17 protein-coding genes are annotated in these 18,846 nt (G+C 70.4%); 10 read left to right on the top strand and 7 right to left on the bottom strand.

Features of this window, described 5'->3' with window-relative positions; all coding sequences use genetic code 11:
- Positions 1–7: 7 nt before the first annotated feature.
- The 4 genes from AC1HC7_RS01935 to AC1HC7_RS01920 are packed head-to-tail and all read left to right on the top strand — an operon-like array spanning position 8 to position 3,252.
- Positions 8–622, top strand: a complete 615-nt coding sequence (locus AC1HC7_RS01935; protein ID WP_479496971.1) for a TRAP transporter small permease subunit — start codon at positions 8–10, stop codon at positions 620–622.
- A complete protein-coding gene (locus AC1HC7_RS01930) occupies positions 619–1,929 on the top strand; it encodes a TRAP transporter large permease (protein WP_479496970.1) in 1,311 nt (436 codons plus the stop codon). The genes AC1HC7_RS01935 and AC1HC7_RS01930 overlap by 4 nt, the downstream gene beginning before the upstream one ends.
- A gap of 47 nt (positions 1,930–1,976) precedes the next feature.
- Entirely contained in the window at positions 1,977–2,753 is a 777-nt protein-coding gene (locus AC1HC7_RS01925; protein ID WP_479496969.1) for a cyclase family protein, read from the top strand.
- 4 nt (positions 2,754–2,757) lie between these two features.
- A complete protein-coding gene (locus tag AC1HC7_RS01920; protein WP_479496968.1) occupies positions 2,758–3,252 on the top strand; it encodes an OsmC-related (seleno)protein in 495 nt (164 codons plus the stop codon).
- 163 nt (positions 3,253–3,415) lie between these two features.
- On the opposite strand, the gene AC1HC7_RS01915 is transcribed toward AC1HC7_RS01920, so the two are convergent.
- A complete protein-coding gene (locus AC1HC7_RS01915; RefSeq protein ID WP_479496967.1) occupies positions 3,416–5,104 on the bottom strand; it encodes a GMC family oxidoreductase in 1,689 nt (562 codons plus the stop codon).
- A gap of 119 nt (positions 5,105–5,223) precedes the next feature.
- Here AC1HC7_RS01915 and AC1HC7_RS01910 point away from each other — a divergent pair, with 119 nt between their 5' ends.
- The 3 genes from AC1HC7_RS01910 to AC1HC7_RS01900 all read left to right on the top strand — a co-directional run bounded on the left by AC1HC7_RS01910 (position 5,224) and on the right by AC1HC7_RS01900 (position 10,920).
- Positions 5,224–6,486: a multidrug effflux MFS transporter gene (locus AC1HC7_RS01910; RefSeq protein WP_479498595.1), complete on the top strand. Its 1,263-nt coding sequence runs from the start codon at positions 5,224–5,226 to the stop codon at positions 6,484–6,486.
- 142 nt (positions 6,487–6,628) lie between these two features.
- Positions 6,629–7,819: an efflux RND transporter periplasmic adaptor subunit gene (locus AC1HC7_RS01905; RefSeq protein ID WP_479496965.1), complete on the top strand. Its 1,191-nt coding sequence runs from the start codon at positions 6,629–6,631 to the stop codon at positions 7,817–7,819.
- Positions 7,816–10,920 carry an efflux RND transporter permease subunit gene (locus tag AC1HC7_RS01900; RefSeq protein ID WP_479496964.1) on the top strand — a complete coding sequence of 1,035 codons (3,105 nt, stop codon included), beginning with the start codon at positions 7,816–7,818 and terminating at the stop codon, positions 10,918–10,920. Before AC1HC7_RS01905 ends, AC1HC7_RS01900 begins: the two co-directional genes overlap by 4 nt.
- A 251-nt stretch (positions 10,921–11,171) precedes the next feature.
- Here the strand turns inward: AC1HC7_RS01900 and AC1HC7_RS01895 are convergent, their stop codons facing one another.
- Positions 11,172–11,852 (bottom strand): TetR/AcrR family transcriptional regulator, encoded by a 681-nt coding sequence (locus tag AC1HC7_RS01895; protein WP_479496963.1) that lies wholly within the window; start codon positions 11,850–11,852, stop codon positions 11,172–11,174.
- 133 nt (positions 11,853–11,985) lie between these two features.
- Between AC1HC7_RS01895 and AC1HC7_RS01890 the strand changes: the two genes are divergently transcribed.
- Together AC1HC7_RS01890 and AC1HC7_RS01885 are read left to right on the top strand one after the other, a co-directional pair.
- The gene (locus AC1HC7_RS01890; protein WP_479496962.1) at positions 11,986–12,807 is read left to right on the top strand and encodes a CoA transferase subunit A; all 822 of its coding nucleotides are present in this window, start codon (positions 11,986–11,988) and stop codon (positions 12,805–12,807) included.
- Positions 12,804–13,658: a CoA-transferase gene (locus AC1HC7_RS01885; protein ID WP_479496961.1), complete on the top strand. Its 855-nt coding sequence runs from the start codon at positions 12,804–12,806 to the stop codon at positions 13,656–13,658. The genes AC1HC7_RS01890 and AC1HC7_RS01885 overlap by 4 nt, the downstream gene beginning before the upstream one ends.
- Before the next feature lie 33 nt (positions 13,659–13,691).
- Here AC1HC7_RS01885 and AC1HC7_RS01880 read toward each other — a convergent pair whose 3' ends face one another.
- Genes AC1HC7_RS01880 through fliF form a run of 5 tightly spaced genes read right to left on the bottom strand, consistent with a single transcriptional unit; the run spans position 13,692 to position 18,185 of the window.
- On the bottom strand, positions 13,692–14,768 hold the full coding sequence (locus AC1HC7_RS01880; protein ID WP_479496960.1) for a flagellar motor switch protein FliG: 1,077 nt from the start codon (positions 14,766–14,768) through the stop codon (positions 13,692–13,694).
- A gap of 8 nt (positions 14,769–14,776) precedes the next feature.
- Positions 14,777–15,526: a flagellar type III secretion system pore protein FliP gene (fliP, locus tag AC1HC7_RS01875; protein WP_479496959.1), complete on the bottom strand. Its 750-nt coding sequence runs from the start codon at positions 15,524–15,526 to the stop codon at positions 14,777–14,779.
- On the bottom strand, positions 15,516–15,842 hold the full coding sequence (locus AC1HC7_RS01870) for a FliM/FliN family flagellar motor switch protein (RefSeq protein WP_479496958.1): 327 nt from the start codon (positions 15,840–15,842) through the stop codon (positions 15,516–15,518). The genes fliP and AC1HC7_RS01870 overlap by 11 nt, the downstream gene beginning before the upstream one ends.
- The gene (locus tag AC1HC7_RS01865; RefSeq protein ID WP_479498594.1) at positions 15,835–16,596 is read right to left on the bottom strand and encodes a hypothetical protein; all 762 of its coding nucleotides are present in this window, start codon (positions 16,594–16,596) and stop codon (positions 15,835–15,837) included. The genes AC1HC7_RS01870 and AC1HC7_RS01865 overlap by 8 nt, the downstream gene beginning before the upstream one ends.
- Positions 16,593–18,185, bottom strand: coding sequence for a flagellar basal-body MS-ring/collar protein FliF (gene fliF / locus AC1HC7_RS01860; RefSeq protein ID WP_479496956.1), 1,593 nt, complete (start codon positions 18,183–18,185; stop codon positions 16,593–16,595). The genes AC1HC7_RS01865 and fliF overlap by 4 nt, the downstream gene beginning before the upstream one ends.
- 232 nt (positions 18,186–18,417) lie before the next feature.
- Here fliF and AC1HC7_RS01855 point away from each other — a divergent pair, with 232 nt between their 5' ends.
- Positions 18,418–18,825 carry a flagellar basal body-associated FliL family protein gene (locus AC1HC7_RS01855; RefSeq protein ID WP_479497066.1) on the top strand — a complete coding sequence of 136 codons (408 nt, stop codon included), beginning with the start codon at positions 18,418–18,420 and terminating at the stop codon, positions 18,823–18,825.
- Positions 18,826–18,846: the final 21 nt, after the last annotated feature.

Below are 18,846 nucleotides of genomic sequence, written 5' to 3'. Positions count from 1 at the left end.
GTTTCGTGTGGATCCGGGGCCTGAGACCATGCTCGACCCGCTCGACTTTCCGCACGGCGAAAAACAGCCGCCCGGCGCGCTGAAACGCGCGCCGGGCGTCGCGGGGGCGCTGACTTGCGCGCTCGACGGGGTGACGGCGCTGCTCAACTTGCTGGGGTCGCTGCTGATTCTTGCGCTGATGCTGCTGATCGGCGCCGACGTGATCGGGCGCACGGCGTTCGGCGCGCCGATCTCCGGGGTGCCGGAGCTGGTGACCCTGTCCATCGTCGCCATCGTGTTCCTGCAGATCCCGCAGGCCATGCGATCGGGCCGCCTGACCCGCGCCGAGATCCTGCTCGGGCTGTTGCGCGCCAGAACCCCGCGCGCGGCGGCGGCGCTGGAGATGCTGTTCGATCTGATCGCGCTCGGCGTCATCGGGCTGATCCTCACCGCCAGCCTGCCGCTGTTCTTCAAATCCTGGCGGCGCGACAGCTTCGTCGGGGCCATCGGCGATTTCACCGCGCCGGTCTGGCCCGTGAAGCTGATCCTGCTGATCGGCTGCGCCCTGCTGATCGCCCAGTTCGCCGCCCGGATCCTGCGCGCGGCGGCCCGGCTGCGCCGCCCGCCGGGCCGCGCGTCATGAGCGCCTTTGACATCGGCTTGCTGTCGCTCGGCGGCATGGCGGCGCTGGTGTTCTCGGGGCTCTACGTGCCCATCGCGCTGATGCTGTGCAGTTTTCTCGGCGTCTGGGCGATCAAGGGCAACGCGCTGCTGGCCGGCAAGCTGCTGGCGCTGGCGGCGAGCGATTCCATCGCGTCCTATTATTTCGGCGTGGTGCCGCTGTTCGTGCTCATGGGGTTCGTGGTTTTCGAGGCCGGGGTCGGGCGCGACGCCTTCGAGGTCGCCAATTCGCTGTTCGGGCGGCTCACCGGGGGGCTCGGCATCGGCGCCGTGGGCGCCAACGCCATCTTCGCGGCGATCACCGGCATCTCCATCGCCTCGGCGGCGGTGTTCACAAGGGTGGCCGTGCCCGAAATGATCCGCCACGGCTACGCGCCCCGCTTCGCCGTGGGCGTGGTCGCGGGGTCGAGCGTGCTGGGCATGCTGATCCCGCCGAGCCTGTTGCTGATCCTCTACGGCATCCTCACCGAACAAAGCGTCGGCGACCTGTTCATCGCCGGCATCGTGCCGGGGCTGCTGCTGGCGCTGATGTTCGCGATCGGCGTCTGGGCCATGACCGCCTTCTGGCCGGGATTCGCCGGGCGCCCCGACCGGCAGGCCGCGCGCCGCCTCGGCCCGCGGCGGATGCTGGCGAAAGGCGGCCCGATCGCGGCGCTGATCCTGCTTGTGCTCGGGGGCATCTATGGCGGGCTGTTCACCCCGGTCGAGGCCGGGGCCGTGGGCGCAATCGGCGCGCTGCTGATCGGGTTCCTGAAGCGCACGCTCAGCCTGCGCGGCTTCGGGCGGGCGCTGAAGGAAACCGGGCTGGTCACCGCCTCGATCTGCTTCCTGATCATCGCCGCGCAGATGTATGCGCGGATGCTGGCGTTTTCGGGGGTCCCGGCGGGGTTCGGACAGCTGGTCAGCGACGCCGATCTGGGGCTTTGGGGGATGATGCTGAGCTACATCCTCGTGGTGGTGCTGCTGGGGATGATCCTGGATTCCTCGTCGATCATGCTGATTCTGGTGCCGCTGATGCTGCCGGTGGCGCGGGGCATGGGGGTGGACCTGATCTGGTTCGGCATCGTCACGGTGATCGCGGTGGAAATCGGCCTGCTGACCCCGCCTTTCGGCATCTCGGTCTATGTGATCAAGTCGACGCTGGAGGATGACTCCATCACGCTGGGCCAGATTTTTCAGGGCGCCGCGCCGTTCGCGCTGATCATGCTGGCCGCGTTGGCGCTGATCCTGGTTTTCCCGTCCCTCGCCGTCGGCCTGCTGGGCCGATGACCCCGAAAGACGCCCAGCCGGGCCGCTGATCACTGGAAGGAGCCGCCATGACCCGCCGTTTCGTCGACATCTCCAACGCGCTGGAAAGCGACATCGCCTCGGATCCGCCCATGGCGCTGCCCGAGATCGAATATTTCGGCCACGCCCAGACCGCGGCGCAGATCGCCATGTTCTTTCCCGGCCTGAAACCCGAGGACCTGCCCGGCGGCGAGGGCTGGGCGGTGGAGAAACTCAACGTCTCCACCCATAACGGCACCCACCTGGACGCGCCCTATCACCACCACTCCACCATGAACCATGGCGAGCGCGCCATCACCATCGACGAAGTGCCGCTGGACTGGTGTCTGAATCCGGGCGTGAAACTGGATTTCCGGCATCTGCCCGACGGGCATCTGGTCAGCGCGGCGGAGGTCGAGGCCGAACTCGCCCGCATCGGCCATGACCTGCAGCCGCTCGACATCGTCGTGGTCAACACCGCCGCCGGGGCGAAATACGGGCGCCCCGACTACGTGGCCTCGGGCTGCGGCATGGGGCGCGAGGCGACGCTGCACCTGCTGGAGCGCGGCGTGCGGGTCACCGGCACCGACGCCTGGTCCTGGGATGCGCCCTTCGTGCACACCGCGCGGAAATGGGCCGAGACCCACGACCCGGCGATCATCTGGGAGGGTCACCGCGCCTCCATGGAGATCGGCTACTGCCACATGGAAAAGCTCGCCAATCTGGATCAGTTGCCCGCGACGGGGTTCGAAATCTCCTGCTTTCCGTTCAAGATCAAGCGGGCCTCGGCGGGTTTCGTGCGCGCCGTCGCCATCTTCGAGGATTGAGGCGATGACCGAGGATCCCGGCCCCCGGCGCGCCGTCGTGCGCTTCGACTGCGCCGGCAAGGCGGTCGGCAAAATGCGCAACGAACTCGACGTGACCATGGTCCAGCCCTGGCGCGAAAGCTTCGCGCTGGCCACCGACGAGGGCGCCTTTCACGGCGGCGACGCCACCGCCCCGCCGCCGCTGGCGCTGTTCACCGCCGGGCTCACCGGTTGCGTGATGACCCAGATTCGCGCCTTCGCCAAACGTCTCGGGGTGCGGCTCGACGATCTCAACGTGCATGTGCGCGTCGAATGGGACTGGCAGGCCACCGGCGAAACCTACGAAACCGCCCCGAAAAGCTTTGCGATCGACGTGGACATCGACAGCCCGGAGCCGCGCGAAAAAATCGAAAACCTGGTGGCGACCGCCCGCAAGGGCTGCTTCATCGAACAGACCCTTGGCCGCGCCAACCCGATCCGCCACCGCCTGAAAACCGCCGAGGGCTGGGCGGAGATCTGACCCCCGCACCCGGCGTGAAAAGCCCGCCGCAGGCGCCCCGATGCGGCGCAGCCGAGAGGGCCGGGCCCAACGGGAGGCCGCCCCGCAGGGGCGGCCGACGGGCGGGAGCCGTCCCCGGCGGCTCAGTCGGGCCGTGGCGCGGGCCGTTTCGGGCGCGGCAGTGTCAGTTTCCGCCATCCCGGTCCGCCAGAATGAACCCCGCCGCCTTCTCCGCGATCAGCATCACCGGCGCGTTGGTGTTGCCGCTGGTGATATCGGGCATCACGCCCGCATCCGCCACCCGCAGCCCGGCGACGCCGCGCAGCCGCAGGCGCGGATCGAGCACCGCGCCCGGGTCGTCCGCGCGCCCCATCCGGGTCGTGCCCGCAGGATGAAATATCGTCGAGGCGATGTCCCCGGCGACCCGCGTCAGCGCCGCGTCGCTCTGGTGTTCGATCCCGGGTTTCCATTCTTCGGGCGCATGGGGCGCCAGCGCCGGCTGCGCCATGATCTCGCGGATCTGGCGCAGGCTCTGCGCCGCGATGCGCCGGTCCTCGTCGGTGGACAGGTAGTTCGGCGCAATGCGCGGGGGCGCGTCGAAATCCGGGCCGGTGATCTCCACCACGCCGCGGCTCGTGGGGTTGAGGTTGCAGACGCTCACGGTGATGGCCGGAAAATCATGCAGCGGCTCGCCGAAGGCGTCCAGACTGAGCGGCTGCACGTGATATTCCAGATTGGCGTGCGGGCGGCCCGGATCGGACCGCGTGAAGGCGCCAAGCTGGGAGGGCGACATGCTCATGGGCCCGCTGCGAAACAGCGCGTATTCCAGCCCGATCGCCGCCTTGCCCCACAGCGTCGCCGCGATCCGGTTCAGGGTTCTGGCGCCCGTCACCTTGTAGACCGCGCGGATCTGCAGGTGGTCCTGCAGATTGGCCCCGACGCCGGGCAGGTCCAGCGCCACCGCAACGCCGTTGCGCTGCAGCAGATCCCCCGGCCCGACGCCCGAAAGCTGCAGCAGAAGCGGCGAGGCGACGGCCCCGGCGCTCAGCACCACCTCGCGCGTCGCGCCCACGCGCAGGCGCCGGCCGCCGCGCGCCACCTCCACCCCGTCGCAGCGCAGCGCGCCATCCGGACCGGGCGCGATGCAGAGCCTTTCCGCCTGCGCCCCGGTCCAGATCGTCAGGTTGGCCCGGCGCCGCGCCGGGCGCAGAAACGCCTTCGCGGCGTTCCAGCGCCAGCCGTTGCGCTGGGTGACGTCGAAATATCCGACCCCGGCATTGTCGCCGGCGTTGAAATCGTCGCAGCGCGCCACCCCGGTTTCGACCATCGCCGCCTCGAAGGCCTCGAGGATCTGCCAGCTCAGGCGCTGCTTTTCGACGCGGACCTCGCCGTCCCCGCCATGGAAATCCGAAAACCGGGCGTTGCCCGATCGCGGGTCGGCGCCGTCGTCCAGCCGGAAATGGCTTTCGTGGCGCTTGAAATCCGGCAGGCTGCTGGCCCAGGTCCAGCCCGGATCGCCGGTCGCCTCGGCCCAGCCATCGTAATCGCGCGCCTGTCCGCGCATGTAGATCATGCCGTTGATCGACGAACAGCCGCCCAGCCCCTTGCCGCGCGGATACAGCAAATCGCGCCCGTTCAGCCCGGCCTCGGGGGCGGTGCGATACATCCAGTCGGTGCGCGGATTGCCGATGCAGTAGAGATACCCCACGGGGATGTGGATCCAGTGATAGTCGTCGCGCCGCCCGGCCTCCAGCAACAGCACCCGGTTGCCGGGGTCGGCGCTCAGGCGGTTGGCGAGCAGGCAGCCCGCCGTGCCGGCGCCGACGATGACGTAGTCGAAATCTTGCGCTGCGGCTTCGGGGGGCTGGGTCATGGCTCGGCTCCGGGGCTAGGCGTCCGGCGCGCAGGCTAGCACTGGCGACGCCGCGATGGCCAAGGGCGATTGGCCGCCTTGCCATGGACGCGGGCGCGCTGCGGGTCTAGACGCTGAGGATGAAAGATTCTCCCGACTCAGCGCCCGAGCCCGCGTCGGCGCGCCGATTTCTCGACCGACGCTCGCCGCCGCACATGGCGACGCTGGTGCTGGTCGCCGGGCTTTCGGCGCTGTCGATGAACATGTTCCTGCCCTCGCTGCCCGGCATGGCCGCGTGGTTCGAGACCGAATACGCGGTGGTGCAGCTCTCGGTCTCCGGCTATCTGGCGGTCACCGGGCTGCTGCAATTGTTCATCGGGCCGCTGTCGGACCGATACGGCCGCCGCCCGGTGCTGCTGTGGAGCATGGCGCTGTTCGTCGCCGCCAGCGCCGGCTGCGTGCTGGCCCCGGACATCGAGACCTTCCTGGCGTTTCGCGCCCTGCAGGCGGCGGTGGCCTCGGGGATGGTGCTGTCGCGCGCCATCGTGCGCGACCGCTATTCCGACGGTCGGGCGGCAAGCATGATCGGTTACCTGACCATGGGCATGGCGGTGGTGCCCATGCTGTCGCCCATGCTCGGCGGCCTGCTGGAACAGCTGTTCGACTGGCGCGCCAATTTCATCGGCATGGCGCTGTTCGGCGTGGCGGTGCTGGCGCTGGCCTGGGCCGATCTGGGCGAGACCAACGCCCACGCCTCCGCCAGCATCGCCGAACAGCTGCGCGCCTATCCCGAACTGTTCCGCTCCCGCCGCTTCTGGGGCTACGCGCTGGTCTGCGCGTTCTCCTCGGGGTCGTTTTTCGCCTTTCTCGGCGGCGCGCCCTTCGTGGCGAGCAGCGTGCTGGGCATGGCCCCGGCCGAGCTTGGCTTCTATTTCAGCTTCATCGCCACTGGCTACATGATGGGGAATTTCATTTCGGGCCGGTTTTCCGGGCGCATCGGCATCAACCGGATGATGTTCGCGGGGGCGCTGCTCACCGGCGCGGCGATGATCGCGTCCAACCTGCTGTTCGCCGTCGGAGTCGTGCATCCGCTGGCGCTGTTCGGGCCGGTGATGTTCGTCGGCGTGGGCAACGGGCTGACCATCCCCAACGCCATGGCCGGGTTCCTGTCGGTGCGCCCGCATCTTGCGGGCAGCGCCTCGGGGCTGGGGGGGGCGCTGATGATCGGCGGCGGCGCCGGGCTGTCGGCGACCACCGGCGCGCTGCTGGGGCCCGAGACCGGACCCTACCCGCTGCTGCTGATGATGCTGGCGACGGCGATCGGGGCGGTGCTGTGCACGCTCTACGTGATCCGGGTGGAGCGGATCGCCGGGCCGCTGCGGCGCAACGGGCGCGCGCTCTAGCCGCAATCGGCGCCCGGCGCCCGTCCGCAAGCGCGAATTTCGCGGTTCCGGGTTGCATGTTACGTCTGCTAACATATGTTAGCAGGCGTAACATGCGATTCCACGCAGCGAGTCCCGCCCCTTCAGATCAGCGAGCGCGCCGATGCCCGACCGTCATTCCGCCTGTCGTCCCGGCGTCTCGATTCTGGCGCGCCTGACGCGGATCGCGTTGGGGGCGCTGGCGCTGGTGATCATCGGCGGCGCCACGGCGTTCGGCGTCGGAACCCTGCGGATGCGCGCGGCGGATGTCGCGGCCCCGGTCGCGCCGCCGCCGCTGGAGGTCGCGGCGCTGCGGTTCCGGCTGGAGACCGGCTACCGCGCGCAGGCGCGGTTCATCGGCCGGGTGGAGGCGCGCCGCGTCGCCGACATGGCCTTCGAGGCCGGCGGGCTGATCGTTGAAATGCTGGTCGAGGAGGGCGGCGCAGTGCGCCGCGGGCAGCCGCTGGCGCGGCTCGACGACGCGCTGCTTGGCGCCGAGCGCGCCGTCGCCGCGGCGCAGCGCGCGCAGGTGCAGGCGCGGTTGTCGCTGGCCCGCCTGATCGAGGACCGCCAGCGCCAGTTGGTGGAGGGCGGCGCCGCCAGCCGCGCGCGCCATGACGACGCCCGCTTCAATGTCGCGGCGCTGAGCGCCGAATCCGCCGCCATCGACGCGCGCCTCGCCATGATCGACATCCGCCGCGACAAGACCCTGCTGCGCGCGCCCTTCGACGGGGTGGTGACGCGGCGCATGGCCGATGAGGGCGACGTGGCGGGCGCCGGGGCGCCGGTGCTGCTGCTCAAGGAAAACCGCCGCCCGCAGGCGCGCATCGGCGTGCCGCCGGGGCTTGCCGCCAGGCTGGCCGCGAGCTTCGCGGCGGGCGAGGCGCCGATCCTGCTGATCGACGGGCGCGAGATCGCCGCGCGGCTGGCGGCGCGCGTGCCCGACATCGATCCGGCGACGCGCACCGAAACCATGATCTTCGACCTGACCGGCGGCGCGGATCCCGGGGCCTCCGAGATCCTCGAGGGCGCGGTCGTCGAACTGCGCGCCGCGCGCTGGACCCCGGCCGCCGGCGGCTGGCTGCCGGTGGCGGCGCTCAGCGAAGGGCGCAAGGGGCTGTGGTCGGTGATGGTGGCGATCGACGGCGAAATCCGGCGCGAAGCGGTGGAGGTGGTGGCGCTGGACGGCGACCGCGCCTTCGTGCGGGGCACCCTGCGCGACGGCGCGACGGTGATCGCCGGCGGGGGCAACCGGCTGGCGCCCAGGCAGCCGGTGCTGGTGGCCTCGATCGACGGCGCGCCGGTTTCGCGATGACCACGCTGTTCCTGCGCGAACGCCGGGTGCTGGCGCTGGCCATCCTGATGATTCTGGCGCTGGGCGCCACGGCGATCCTGACCATCGGCCGTCAGGAGGATCCGACCATCACCAACATCTTCGCCGGCATCACCACGCCCTTCCCCGGCGCCTCGCCCGAGCGGGTCGAGGCGCTGGTGACCGAGAAGATCGAGGCCGAACTGCGCAAGATCCCGCAGATCAAGGAGATCAGCTCCACCTCCAGCGCCGGGATCAGCGCCATGCGGGTGGAGCTGAGCTCCTTCATCACGGACGCCGAGATCGACCGCACCTGGTCGGAGATCCGCGACGCGCTCGCCGACGCGGCGGCGAAATTCCCGCCCGGCGTGCCGGACCCGGAATTCGAGAACGACCGCGCCGGGGCCTACACCGCGATCTTCTCGCTGACCGCGCGCCCGCAGGCTGATCCGTCGCCGGGGCTGCTGGCGCGCCATGCGGAGATGCTGCGCGACCGGCTGCGCGCCCTGCCGGGCGTCCGCCGCGTCGATGTCTACGGCGCCGCCGAGGAGGAGATCCGCGTGGCGCTCGACGGCGTGCGCGCCGCCGGGCTGGGCCTGACCCCGCAGGCGATCGCGACGGCCCTGGCGCAGGCCGACGCCAAGGTCAACGCCGGGCGCGCGGCAGGCGAGACCAGCGATTTCCTGCTGGAGGTGGCGGGCGAATTCGACGCCGTGGCGCGGGTGCGCGACGTGCCGCTGCGCGTGGCCGGACGCCAGGGCGCGAACGCGCCGGCGGGGCGCGCGGCGCTGCGGGTCGGCGACGTGGCCGTGGTGACGCGCGCCGAACGCGCCCCGCGCGAGAGCCTCGCCTGGTCCGAGGGCCGCCCGGCGGTGCTGATCGCCGCGCGCATGGAGGACGACCTGCAGGTCGACAAATGGATGGCCCGGGTGCGGGCCGCCGCGCAAGCCGTGGACATGCCCGCCGGGCTGAAGCTGGAACAGTTCTTCGACCAGAGCGCCTACACCGCGGCGCGCCTGAAGGCGCTTGGCGTCAACATCGCCATGGGCGTCGGGCTGGTGGTGGCGGTGCTGTTCGTGACCCTGGGCTGGCGCGCGGCGGTGGTGGTGGCGCTGGCGCTGCCGCTGACCACCATGCTGTCGATCGCCATTCTCAAGGAAACCGGCATCGTCATCCACCAGATGTCGGTGACCGGGCTGATCGTGGCGCTGGGGCTGCTGGTGGACGCGGCCATCGTGATGACCGACGAGATTCGAAAACGTCTGATCGGCGGCATGGCGGTGCTGGACGCAGTGGATGAATCCGTGCGCCGTCTCGCCGTGCCGCTGCTGGCCTCGACGGTGACCACGGCGCTGGCCTTCCTGCCCATGGCGGCGCTGCCGGGGCCGGCGGGCGATTTCGTCGGGGCGATCGCCATATCGGTGATCGTGATGCTGTTTTCGTCGCTGGCGGTGGCGCTCACCATCACGCCGGCGCTGGCCGGGCTGCTGCTGCCGGGCGGGCTGGGGGGGCGCGGGATGCTCGCCGCCGGGCTGTCGGGGGGCGCCTTCGGGCGGCTGTTCGCCTGGAGCATCGACATGAGCCTGCGCCACCGCGTGGTGGCCCTCGCCGCGGCGCTGGCGCTGCCGGCGATGGGCTTCGCCGCCTTTCCGACGCTGACCGCGCAGTTCTTTCCCGGCGTCGATCGCGACCAGTTCCATGTGCAGGCGAAGCTGCCCGACGGCGCCTCGATCCGCGCCGCCGAGGCCACGGCGCGCCGCATCGACGCGCTGCTGGCCGCCGCGAATGGGGTGCGCCGCGTGGACTGGGTGATCGGCGAGAGCGCGCCGCCCTTCTACTACAACATGGAGGCCGACCGCCGCCGCACCGCCAGTTTCGCCGAGGCCCTGGTCAGCACCGACGGCCCTGCGATCACCGAAACGCTGATCCCGCAATTGCAGGCCGCGTTCGACCGCGCGATCCCCGAGGCGCAGGTGCTGGTGCGCGGTCTGGTGCAGGGGCCGCCGGTGAGCGCGCCGATCGAGATGCGCCTGGTGGGCCCGGATCTGGAGGTCCTGCGCCGGCTTGGCGACGAGGCGCGCGCGCTGATGGCGCGTCAGCCGGCGGTGATCCACACCCGCGCCGACCTGATGGGCGGCGCGCCGAAATACGTGTTCGAGATCGACGAGGACAAGGCGCGGCTGGCGGGGCTCGGGCTTCATGACATCGCCGGGCAGCTCGCGGCGCTGACCACCGGCGTGTCCGGCGGCTCGGTGCTGGAGGGCACGCAGGAGCTGCCGGTGCGGGTCATCCTGCCGCAAGGCGAGCGCGCCTCGCCCGCAGCGCTGGCGGCGCTCAACATTCTTGGGCCGAAGGGCGAGCTCATCCCGGCGACGGCGCTGGGCGCGGTGCGGCTGAGCCCCTCGGAAAGCCCGATCAGCCGCCGCAACGGCGAACGCGTCAACAACGTGCAGGCGTTCCTGACCCGCGGGGTGCTGCCCGAGGAGGCGCTGAAGGGCCTGCAGGCGGCGCTCGCCGAGACCCCGCTGCGGCTGCCGCCGGGGGTGCGCATCGAATGGGGCGGCGATTCGGATGCGCGCGAGGACACCGTGGCCAACCTGATCTCGACGCTGGGCGTGGTGATCGTGGGCACGGTGGCGACCATCGTGCTGACCTTCAATTCGTTCCGCCTGTCGCTGGCCGGGTTCGCGGTGATGGGCCTGTCCATGGGGCTCAGCCTGCTGTCGCTGGCGGTGTTCCAGTATCCCTTCGGCATCACCGCGCTGATCGGGGTGATCGGCTCCATCGGCGTGTCGATCAACGCGGCGATCATCCTCATCACCGGCATGCAGGAAGACCCGGCGGCGGCGCGCGGCGATCGAGCGGCGATGCGCAAGGTGGTGGTGGGCGCCAGCCGGCATATCGTGTCCACCACGGTGACCACCTTCGGCGGATTCCTGCCGCTGATCCTGGCGGGCGGCGGGTTCTGGCCGCCCTTCGCCATGGCGATCGCCGGAGGAGTGCTGCTGTCCACCGTGGTCAGCTTCTACTTCGTGCCGCCGGTGTTCAGCCTGCTGGTCCCGCGCCGGGCGCAGGCGGCGGATTCGCAAGCCGCGCGCGCCTGACCCGGGCGCCTGACCCGGGCGCCTGACCCGGGCGGGGGGGGGAGGGCGTTCCGGCCCGCCGACCGCCTGCCCGGCGCCCGGCGCGCGAATTCGCCGGGGAGCGCGGGTCGAAAGGCCGGGGGCGGCTCCCGCCCGTCGGCCGCCCCTGCGGGGCGACCTCCCGTTGGGCCCGGCCCTCGCGGCTGCGCCGCATCGGAGGCGGATCACGGGCGGGGCTCGCTCGCCCCTGGCGCTTCGCCCCTGGCGCCGGTTCAGATCTTGCCCTGGACCCCGCGCGCCTTCACGCCTTCGAGGATGCGCGGCACGGTCAGTTCGATCATCATATGCGGGGTCATGTCCGGCGCCACCGAGGCGAAGGCCCTGGAATTGCCGAGGCTCGCCAGCCCGTGCACCGCCATCCACATGGGCGCGGCGATGGTCGCGGGGGGGGCGATCGCGTCGGGATTCGCCGCGAGCCAGTCCTCGATCGCGCCGATCAGGCAGTCAAAGCATTTTCTGCCGCAGGCGGCGGTTTCGCTGTCCTCGTCCCGGGATTCCGGGTCGCCCCAGAGCAGGCCGTAGAGCTTGGGATGCGCGGCGTGGAAATCCACATAGGTCTTGCCGAGCGCGATCAGCGTCTCGGAGCTGCCGCGGGGGTGGCGGCTGCGCACCTGACGCATGCAGGCGGCGATCTCGTCGAAGACCGAGGCGGCGACATGGTCCTGGAAATCGTCCCGGTCGCGGAAATGCCGGTAGGGCGCGGTCGCCGACACGCCGGCAAGGCGCGAGGCGGCGGCGAAGGTTACGCCCTCGGCGCCGTGCTCCTCCGCCAGCCGCCGTCCCGCCGCGATCAGGGCGGAGCGCAGATCGCCATGATGATAGCGCTGCTTGCGCCGCGCCGGGGTTTGGGCGGCGGGCGTGGGCGGGTCCTCGGCCAGATCGGAGTCGCTCATGCGCCAGACGATACCGCTGTTCCCGGCGCAAGGGTAGGGGTTAAGGCGGCGTCGCGCCGCGAAGACGAGGATTTGCGCGCCGCGCCCGCCGCGCTATGCTGCGCCGGGCGCTTGGCAAACGGGAGACCCGCCAATGAATTTCCGGACATGCGAGAGCGTCGAGGCGCTGGCGGCGCTGGTCCCTGACGGCGCCGCGGCGGCGCTGGCCAAGGATCCCGCCGCGCCCATGGCGCTGGTCCGCGCGTTGATCCGGCGGGGCGCGCGCGACCTGCGGCTGCTGACCGTGCCCACCGGCGCCATGGCCGCCGACCTGCTGATCGGCGGCGGCGCGGTGGCGGCGATCGAGACCGCCGGGGTCTCGCTGGGCGAATTCGGCCCTGCAGGGCGATTCGCGGCGGCGGTGCGCGAGGGGCGCGTGGCGCTCAGCGATTCCACCTGCCCGGCGGTCTATGCCGGGTTGCAGGGCGGCGAGAAAGGCCAGCCCTTCGTGACGATCCGCGGGTTGATCGGCTCGGACATGCTGGCGCGGCGCGGGGATTTTCAGATTGTCGACAACCCGTTCGCGCCCGGCGATCCGGTGGTGGCGATGCCGCCGATCCGCCCGGATGTGGCGCTGATGCATGTGGAGCTGGCGGACCGGCAGGGCAATCTCTGGGTCGGCGCGCGCCACGATCTGAAACTGTTGGCCCATGCCGCGCACGCGACTCTGGCGACGGCGGAGCGGATCGTCGAGACCAGCCTCGCCGAAGATCCGCGCCGCGCCGCCAATCTGGTGAGCGGCATCTATGTGGGCGGCGTGGCCGAAGCGGTGAACGGCGCCTGGCCGACCGCGATGCCCGGGCGCTACGGGCGGGACGATGCGCATCACCGGCTTTACGCCAAGGCGTCGCGCGACGCGGGGGCGTTCGACGATTACCTGGCGCAATGGGTGCTGGATCGCGAGGCGGCGGCGTGAGCGGCCCGAAACCCGGCCCGAAACTCGGCCCGAAACCCGGCCCTGCGCCCGGCCAGATGTCCGGTCCGGTGTCCGGCCCTGCGCCTGACGCCGCGGGCGGCCTTCGTCGCGAGGAGCTGCTGATCAACGTCATCGCCAGGTTGCTGTCGGGCTGCGGCCATATCGCCGTCGGCGTGCTGTCGCCGATCCCCGGCGCGGCGGCGATCCTCACCGGGCTGCGCGAGGGCGCGCGGGTCTCCATCATCGGCTGCGACCTGCCGCGCTACCGTTCGGATGGCGGCGTGGAGATCTTCGATCAGGCGGCGCAGGGGCGGGTGGACGCGTTTTTTCTGTCCGGCGGGCAGATCGACGGGCAGGCCAACATCAACCTCACGGGCATCGGCGCCTATCCGAAGATGGATGTGCGCTGGTCGGGGGCTTTCGGCTCGGCCTATCTGTATTTTCTCGCCCCCCGGGTGATCCTGTTTCACGAGGAGCATTCCCGGCGGGTGTTTCCGCAAATGGTCGATTTCGTCACCTCGCCCGGGGTCAGCCCGCCGGAGGTGCATCGCCCCGGCGGCCCCCATGCGCTGGTCACCGAACTTTGCGTCATGGGGTTCGATCGCCGGAAAGGCCGGTTCCGCCTGCGGTCGACGCATCCGGGGGTGACGGTCGAGGAGGTGCGCGACCGGACCGGGTTCGATTTCGATGCGCCGCAGATCGTGCCGGAGACCCCGCGCCCCGACGCCGATGCGCTGGCGCTGATCCGGGGCGAGGTTGCGACGCTGATCGCCGATCCCTACCCGGTTTTCGCCGCCAGGACGTTCGGCGTCGCCAGCCCCGCGCGACCGGCGCCCGGGACCGCCGCCTGACGCGAATGCGCCGCCATGCGCGCCGGGCCGTGGTCAGTCGTCGTCGGATTCCACCTCGATGAGCTTGATCTCCCCGGCCTTGACCAGCGCCTGAATGCCCTGGATGAGCTCGGCCTGCGCGGCCTCGCCTTCCTTGCGGCTGGGTTCCGGCATGGCGTCGATATCCTCGATGAGGCGTTCGGACAGGCGTTTGGAGATGTTGCCGAGGAAGAAATCCACCGTGGCGTCGCCGGCGACCTTCGCGGTTTTCAGCGCGGCCAGCAGGACCGGTTCCTCGACCGCCTTGACCACCAGCGAGATGTCGCGCGCGGACACGCGGCTGGAGATGTCGGCGAAGGTGAACATCACCCGCTGCACATCCTGGGACAGCTTGGGGTCCACCTCGTCCATATGCCTCAGCAGATCCTCGCGCGAGGCGCCGGACACGTGGTTCAGCAGGCCGGCGATCATTTCCGAGGGCTTGCGCGCGCCCTGGGTGCGGGCCATGGCGGAGACGAAATCGCGCTCGATCACCCGGGTGATCAGATCCATGGCCTTGGGGTCGATGGTGGCGATGCGGCTCATGCGCAGCACCACCTCCTGCGCGAAACCGTTCTCCAGCCGTTCGAGAATCCGCGCCGCCTGATCGGATCTGAGGCGGGAAAGGATGACGCTGGCCAATTGCGGGTGCTCGGTCTGCAGCCAGGCGGCGAAGGGCGCGTCGGCGGCTTCGGACAGCTTGGTCCAGAGCGAGCGGCCGCCGCGGCTGTCCAGATCCTCCAGAATCCGCGACAGCGCCTCGCCGTCCATCATCTTGCCGAGAAACCGGCGCGCCGCGTCCGACCCGCCGCGCACGGTCATGTCGTCGCCGAGCACGGCAAGGAATTCGATCAGCACCTTCTCGACCGTTTCGCGCGGAATCTGGCGCATGTTGCTGACGGCGCGGGCGAATCGGCGCACCGAGACCTCGCCCATCTCGCGCAGCAGCTCCGAGGACACCTCCGGCCCCAGCGCCACGATGACGATGGCGGCCTTTTCCGACGGCGTCAGCCGCTCCGGCCCGGGCCCGCCGGGGCCGGGCAGCGCCAGATGCGCGCCGTCGGCCTCGGGGGCCGGCCCAGTGGTGGTCATTGCATCGCTCATGTTCCGTATCCCCGCACCAGGGCGCTTGCCAGCAGGGTCCAGCCGTCTGCGACCACGAAGAACGCCAGCTTGAATGGCAGCGAGACCACCGCGGGCGGCACCATCAGCATGCCCATGGACATGAGGATCGAGGCCACCACCAGATCGATCAGCAGGAACGGCAGAAACACCAGAAAGCCGATTTCGAAGGCGCGCTGGATCTCGCTGAGCAGAAAGGAGGGGATAAGCACCGACAGCGGCGCCTCCCCGCCGGCGGCGTCGCGGCTCGGCGACACCTCCAGCATGGCCGACAGCGTGTCGGGGCTCACGCGGGCCTCCATGAACACGCGGAACGGCTTGATGATCAGGTCAAACGCCGTGATCACATCGATCTTTTCGTCGAGCAGCGGCGCCAGCCCGGTTTCCCAGGCGGCGCGGAACACCGGCTCCATGACGAAATAGGTCAGGAACAGCGCCAGACTGACGATCATCATGTTGGGCGGCGCCTGCTGCACGCCGATGGCCTGGCGCAGGATCGACAGCACCGTCACCACGAAGGGAAAGCAGGTGACCATGATGGCGATCGCCGGGGCGAGGCTCAGCACCGTGACCAGCGCGAACAGCTGCACCGTGCGCAGGGTCAGCGAGCCCTCGCCGCCGAGATCGATCGCCACCTGCTGCGCCGCCGCAGGCCCCGCCCAGGCGAGGGCGAGGACAGCGGCGATCAGGACGGCGGCGCGTTGGATATGCCGGCTGTCAGACGCCATTCGACATGTCTGCCACTTCCGTGAGGCGCACGGCGAGGCGGCCGCTCTGGTCGTCCATCTCCTGCAATTCGCCCCGGGCGATGAGCCGGTCGCCGATATAGATCTCCACCGGGTCCTCGACCTTGCTGTCCAGCGGCAGCACCGAGTCGCGGCGCAGGTTGACCAGATCGGAGATCATCGGCCTGGCGCGGCCCACCGAAACGATGACCTCGATGGGCACGCCGAGCACGGCGCTGGAGCGCCCGGCTTCGTGCGAGACCTCGCCGGTCGCGGGCAGGTCCGGTTCGGGCTTGGAGGCGACTAGATCATCAGCCATGGGAGGTTTTTTCCTCGATGTGGTGGAAGAAGCCGTCCAGCGCCGCGCGGGCGCTGGAGATGCAGGCGTCGAGATCGATCTCGTCAAAGCCCGAGGCCCAGTCGACCCTTGCGCGCAGCGGGCCGAGCCCCGGCGTGATTTCGAGCCTGGCGTCGATCCCGGCCTCGGCCAGCGCCGCCGCGACCGCGTCGCGCTGGGTTTCCCCGATTCGCACGATCAGTTGCGCGCCGCCCGGCGTCGCAGCCGCCGCCGTCGCGGCCGCCGCCGCGGCGGCGGCGACTTCGGCGGCGAGCCCGGTCTGGGCCAGCGCCGGGGCCACGGCGCCCAGAAGCGCCTCGGCCATCCGGCGCATGGCGGCGGCGAGCTCCTCCCGGGCCTTTTCCCGCGAGAAATAGGCGTCCTGCATGCGCTCGCCGATCTCGGTGAGCAGAATGCGCCGCTCGGCGTTGAAATCGGCTTCGGCGCGGGCGACGCCCTCCTCGAAACCGGCGGCGCGGCCCTCGCCGCGCGCCCGGGCCAGCAACTGGTCGAGGTTGAACGCCGGGGTCTGCGGCGGCGCGGGCCGTTCGGCCTCGGTCGGCGCGAACCGGGCCAGGGCGGCGCTCGGCGCGGCGCCGAATCCCGCGTCCGGATCAATGGAGTGGGGCGCGTCGGCGCTTGCCTGAAACGCCTCGGCGACGGGATCGTCGGGGGGCGCGCCCGGCGCCGGGGCGTTGTTGGCGAACACCTCCCATCGCAATGCCGCGGTTTTCATGCCTGCTCCTTTCTGGTCGCGCTGGTGTCAAGCCAGTTGCTCAGCAGATGCGCGGCGTCCTCGGGCCGCTGGCTCACCGCGTCGCGCAGTTCGGTGAGCTGGTCGTTTTGCACCGTGGACGCGTCGATGATTCGGTCCGCCGCCTCGAGGCTGCCTTCCACCGCGCCCTCGAGCCCCGGCTGCATTTCGCCCAGCGCGTCCGGTCCCTCCAGCGCGCCCGCGGCGGCCAGCATCGGCGCCGGCTTGGCGAGAATCATCGGCCGCAGCACCAGCAGCCCGAGCGCCAGCGCCACCGCGCTGAGAACGCCCAGCTGCACCAGCGACATGGCGTTGACCGACAGGAAGTCGAAGGCGTCGGTTTCGGCCACCGTGCCGCGCTCCGGCTCGGCGCTGAACTCCATGGTCTGGATGGTCACGACATCGCCGCGCGCCGGATCGAAACCGATGGCCGAGCGGATGAGATCGCGCAGCGATTCGAGCTCCTCGTCGGGGCGCGGGATCCAGGTTTCCTGGCCGTCAGGGCCGGTCGCGCGGATCCCGTCCACCAGCGCCGCCACCGAGATCCGGCGGATTTCGCCGGGCCGGCGCACGCGTTCGCGCAGCACTTCGGACACCTCGTAATTGATGCGCTCGCGGGTCTGAGAGTTGGTGCGTTCGGAGCCGCTGCCACCGTTCGCGTCGCCGTCGGGGAGATTCGACGCCACGGTGACGTTGGCCGATCCGCCGGTCTCGTTTTCGGAGGTTTCCTCGGTGTCGGTGGAGATCGCCACCCTTCCCGCCGGGTCGATCACGCGCTCGGTGATCTTCTCGCTGTCGAGATCGGTCTCTACCGAGACCTCGACCACCACGGCGCCTTCGCCAACGCGCGCCGTCAGCAGACGTTCCACATTGACGCGCAGGGCCGCGGCGCGCTCGTCGGCGATGGCGCCGGCGCGGGTTTCGGGGCGTTCGTCGCCGGCGCGCAGCACCACGCCGTCCACCGAATCGACCACCGTCACGGCGTCTGGCTGCAGCCCGGCCACCGCCGAGGACACCAGATGGCGAATCGCCTGCGCCTGGCTTTCGCCCAACCCGCCGGTGCGCATGGTGACCGTGATCGAGGCGGTGGGATCGGTGCGGCGCTCGAAAGGCCGCCGCCTTGGGCTTGCGATGTGCACGCGCGCCCGGCGCACATTGGGCAGCGACAGGATCGTGCGCGCAAGCTCGCCCTCCTTGGCGCGCCAATATGTGGCGTCGAACATCTCCGAAGTGGTGCCGAATCCCGAAATCCCGTCCAGCAGCTCATACCCCGCGGCGCCGCCCGAGGGCATGTCCTGGGCGGCCAGATCCATGCGGATCCGGTCGCGCATGCCCTCGGTCACGAATATGGAATCGCCGCGCACGTCGAAGGCGACGCCGCGCTGTTCCAACGCGGACAGCACTTCGCCGGCCGCGGTTGATTCAAGGCCGGAATACAGCAGCGCCATGCTTGGCTGGGCGGCGATTCGCGCCAACCCGAACACGGCGACCAGCAGGGCAAGCCCCGCCAGGCCGGCCGCAAGGCGTTTTCGCGGCTCCGTCGCCGCCCATATCGTCAGAAACTGGTTCACGCTGCACTCTCGCTTAGCAGGGCCCGGGAGATCGGACCGGCCTTCTGGCTTGGGTGCAGCATTCAACTGACAGGTTTAACATTCGGTTAGCTGGTTGCGCATAGAACAGGATCTGACGCAGAAGTTGAACGACGGGCTTGAAATGGCCAATACGGCGGACATCGATTCTCAAGTGCTAGCGGAGGACCAGGCTCCTCGGCGCGGATTCGGGCTGATCATCGGCCTGGCGCTGATGCTGATTCTCGGCGCCGGCGGGTTCTACGCGGCCTATTCGGGGCTGCTGCCCATTCCCGGCGGCGAGGCGAAGAAGGCCTCGGCCCACAAGCCTGCGGACCTGCCTGCGATCGCCTTCGTGCCGATCGAGGAGCTGGTGATCTCGCTGAGCGCCCGCGCGCGCGCCCAACATCTGGTGTTCGAGGCGCAGCTCGAAGTGGCGCCGGAATACAAGGCCGAGGTCGAATTGCTGATGCCGCGCATCCTGGACGTGCTCAACACCTATCTGCGCGCCGTCGAGGAACGCGACATCGCGGAACCCAGCTCCATGCCGCGGCTGCGCGCGCAGATGCTGCGCCGGGTGCAGATCGTGACTGGCCAGGGCCGGGTGCGCGACCTCCTCATCACCCGCTTTCTGCTGAATTGACGTCGCTGGACCGGACGGAGA

The organism is Oceanicella sp. (genome assembly GCF_056449545.1).
This window is presented reverse-complemented; position numbering and strand designations above follow the sequence as displayed.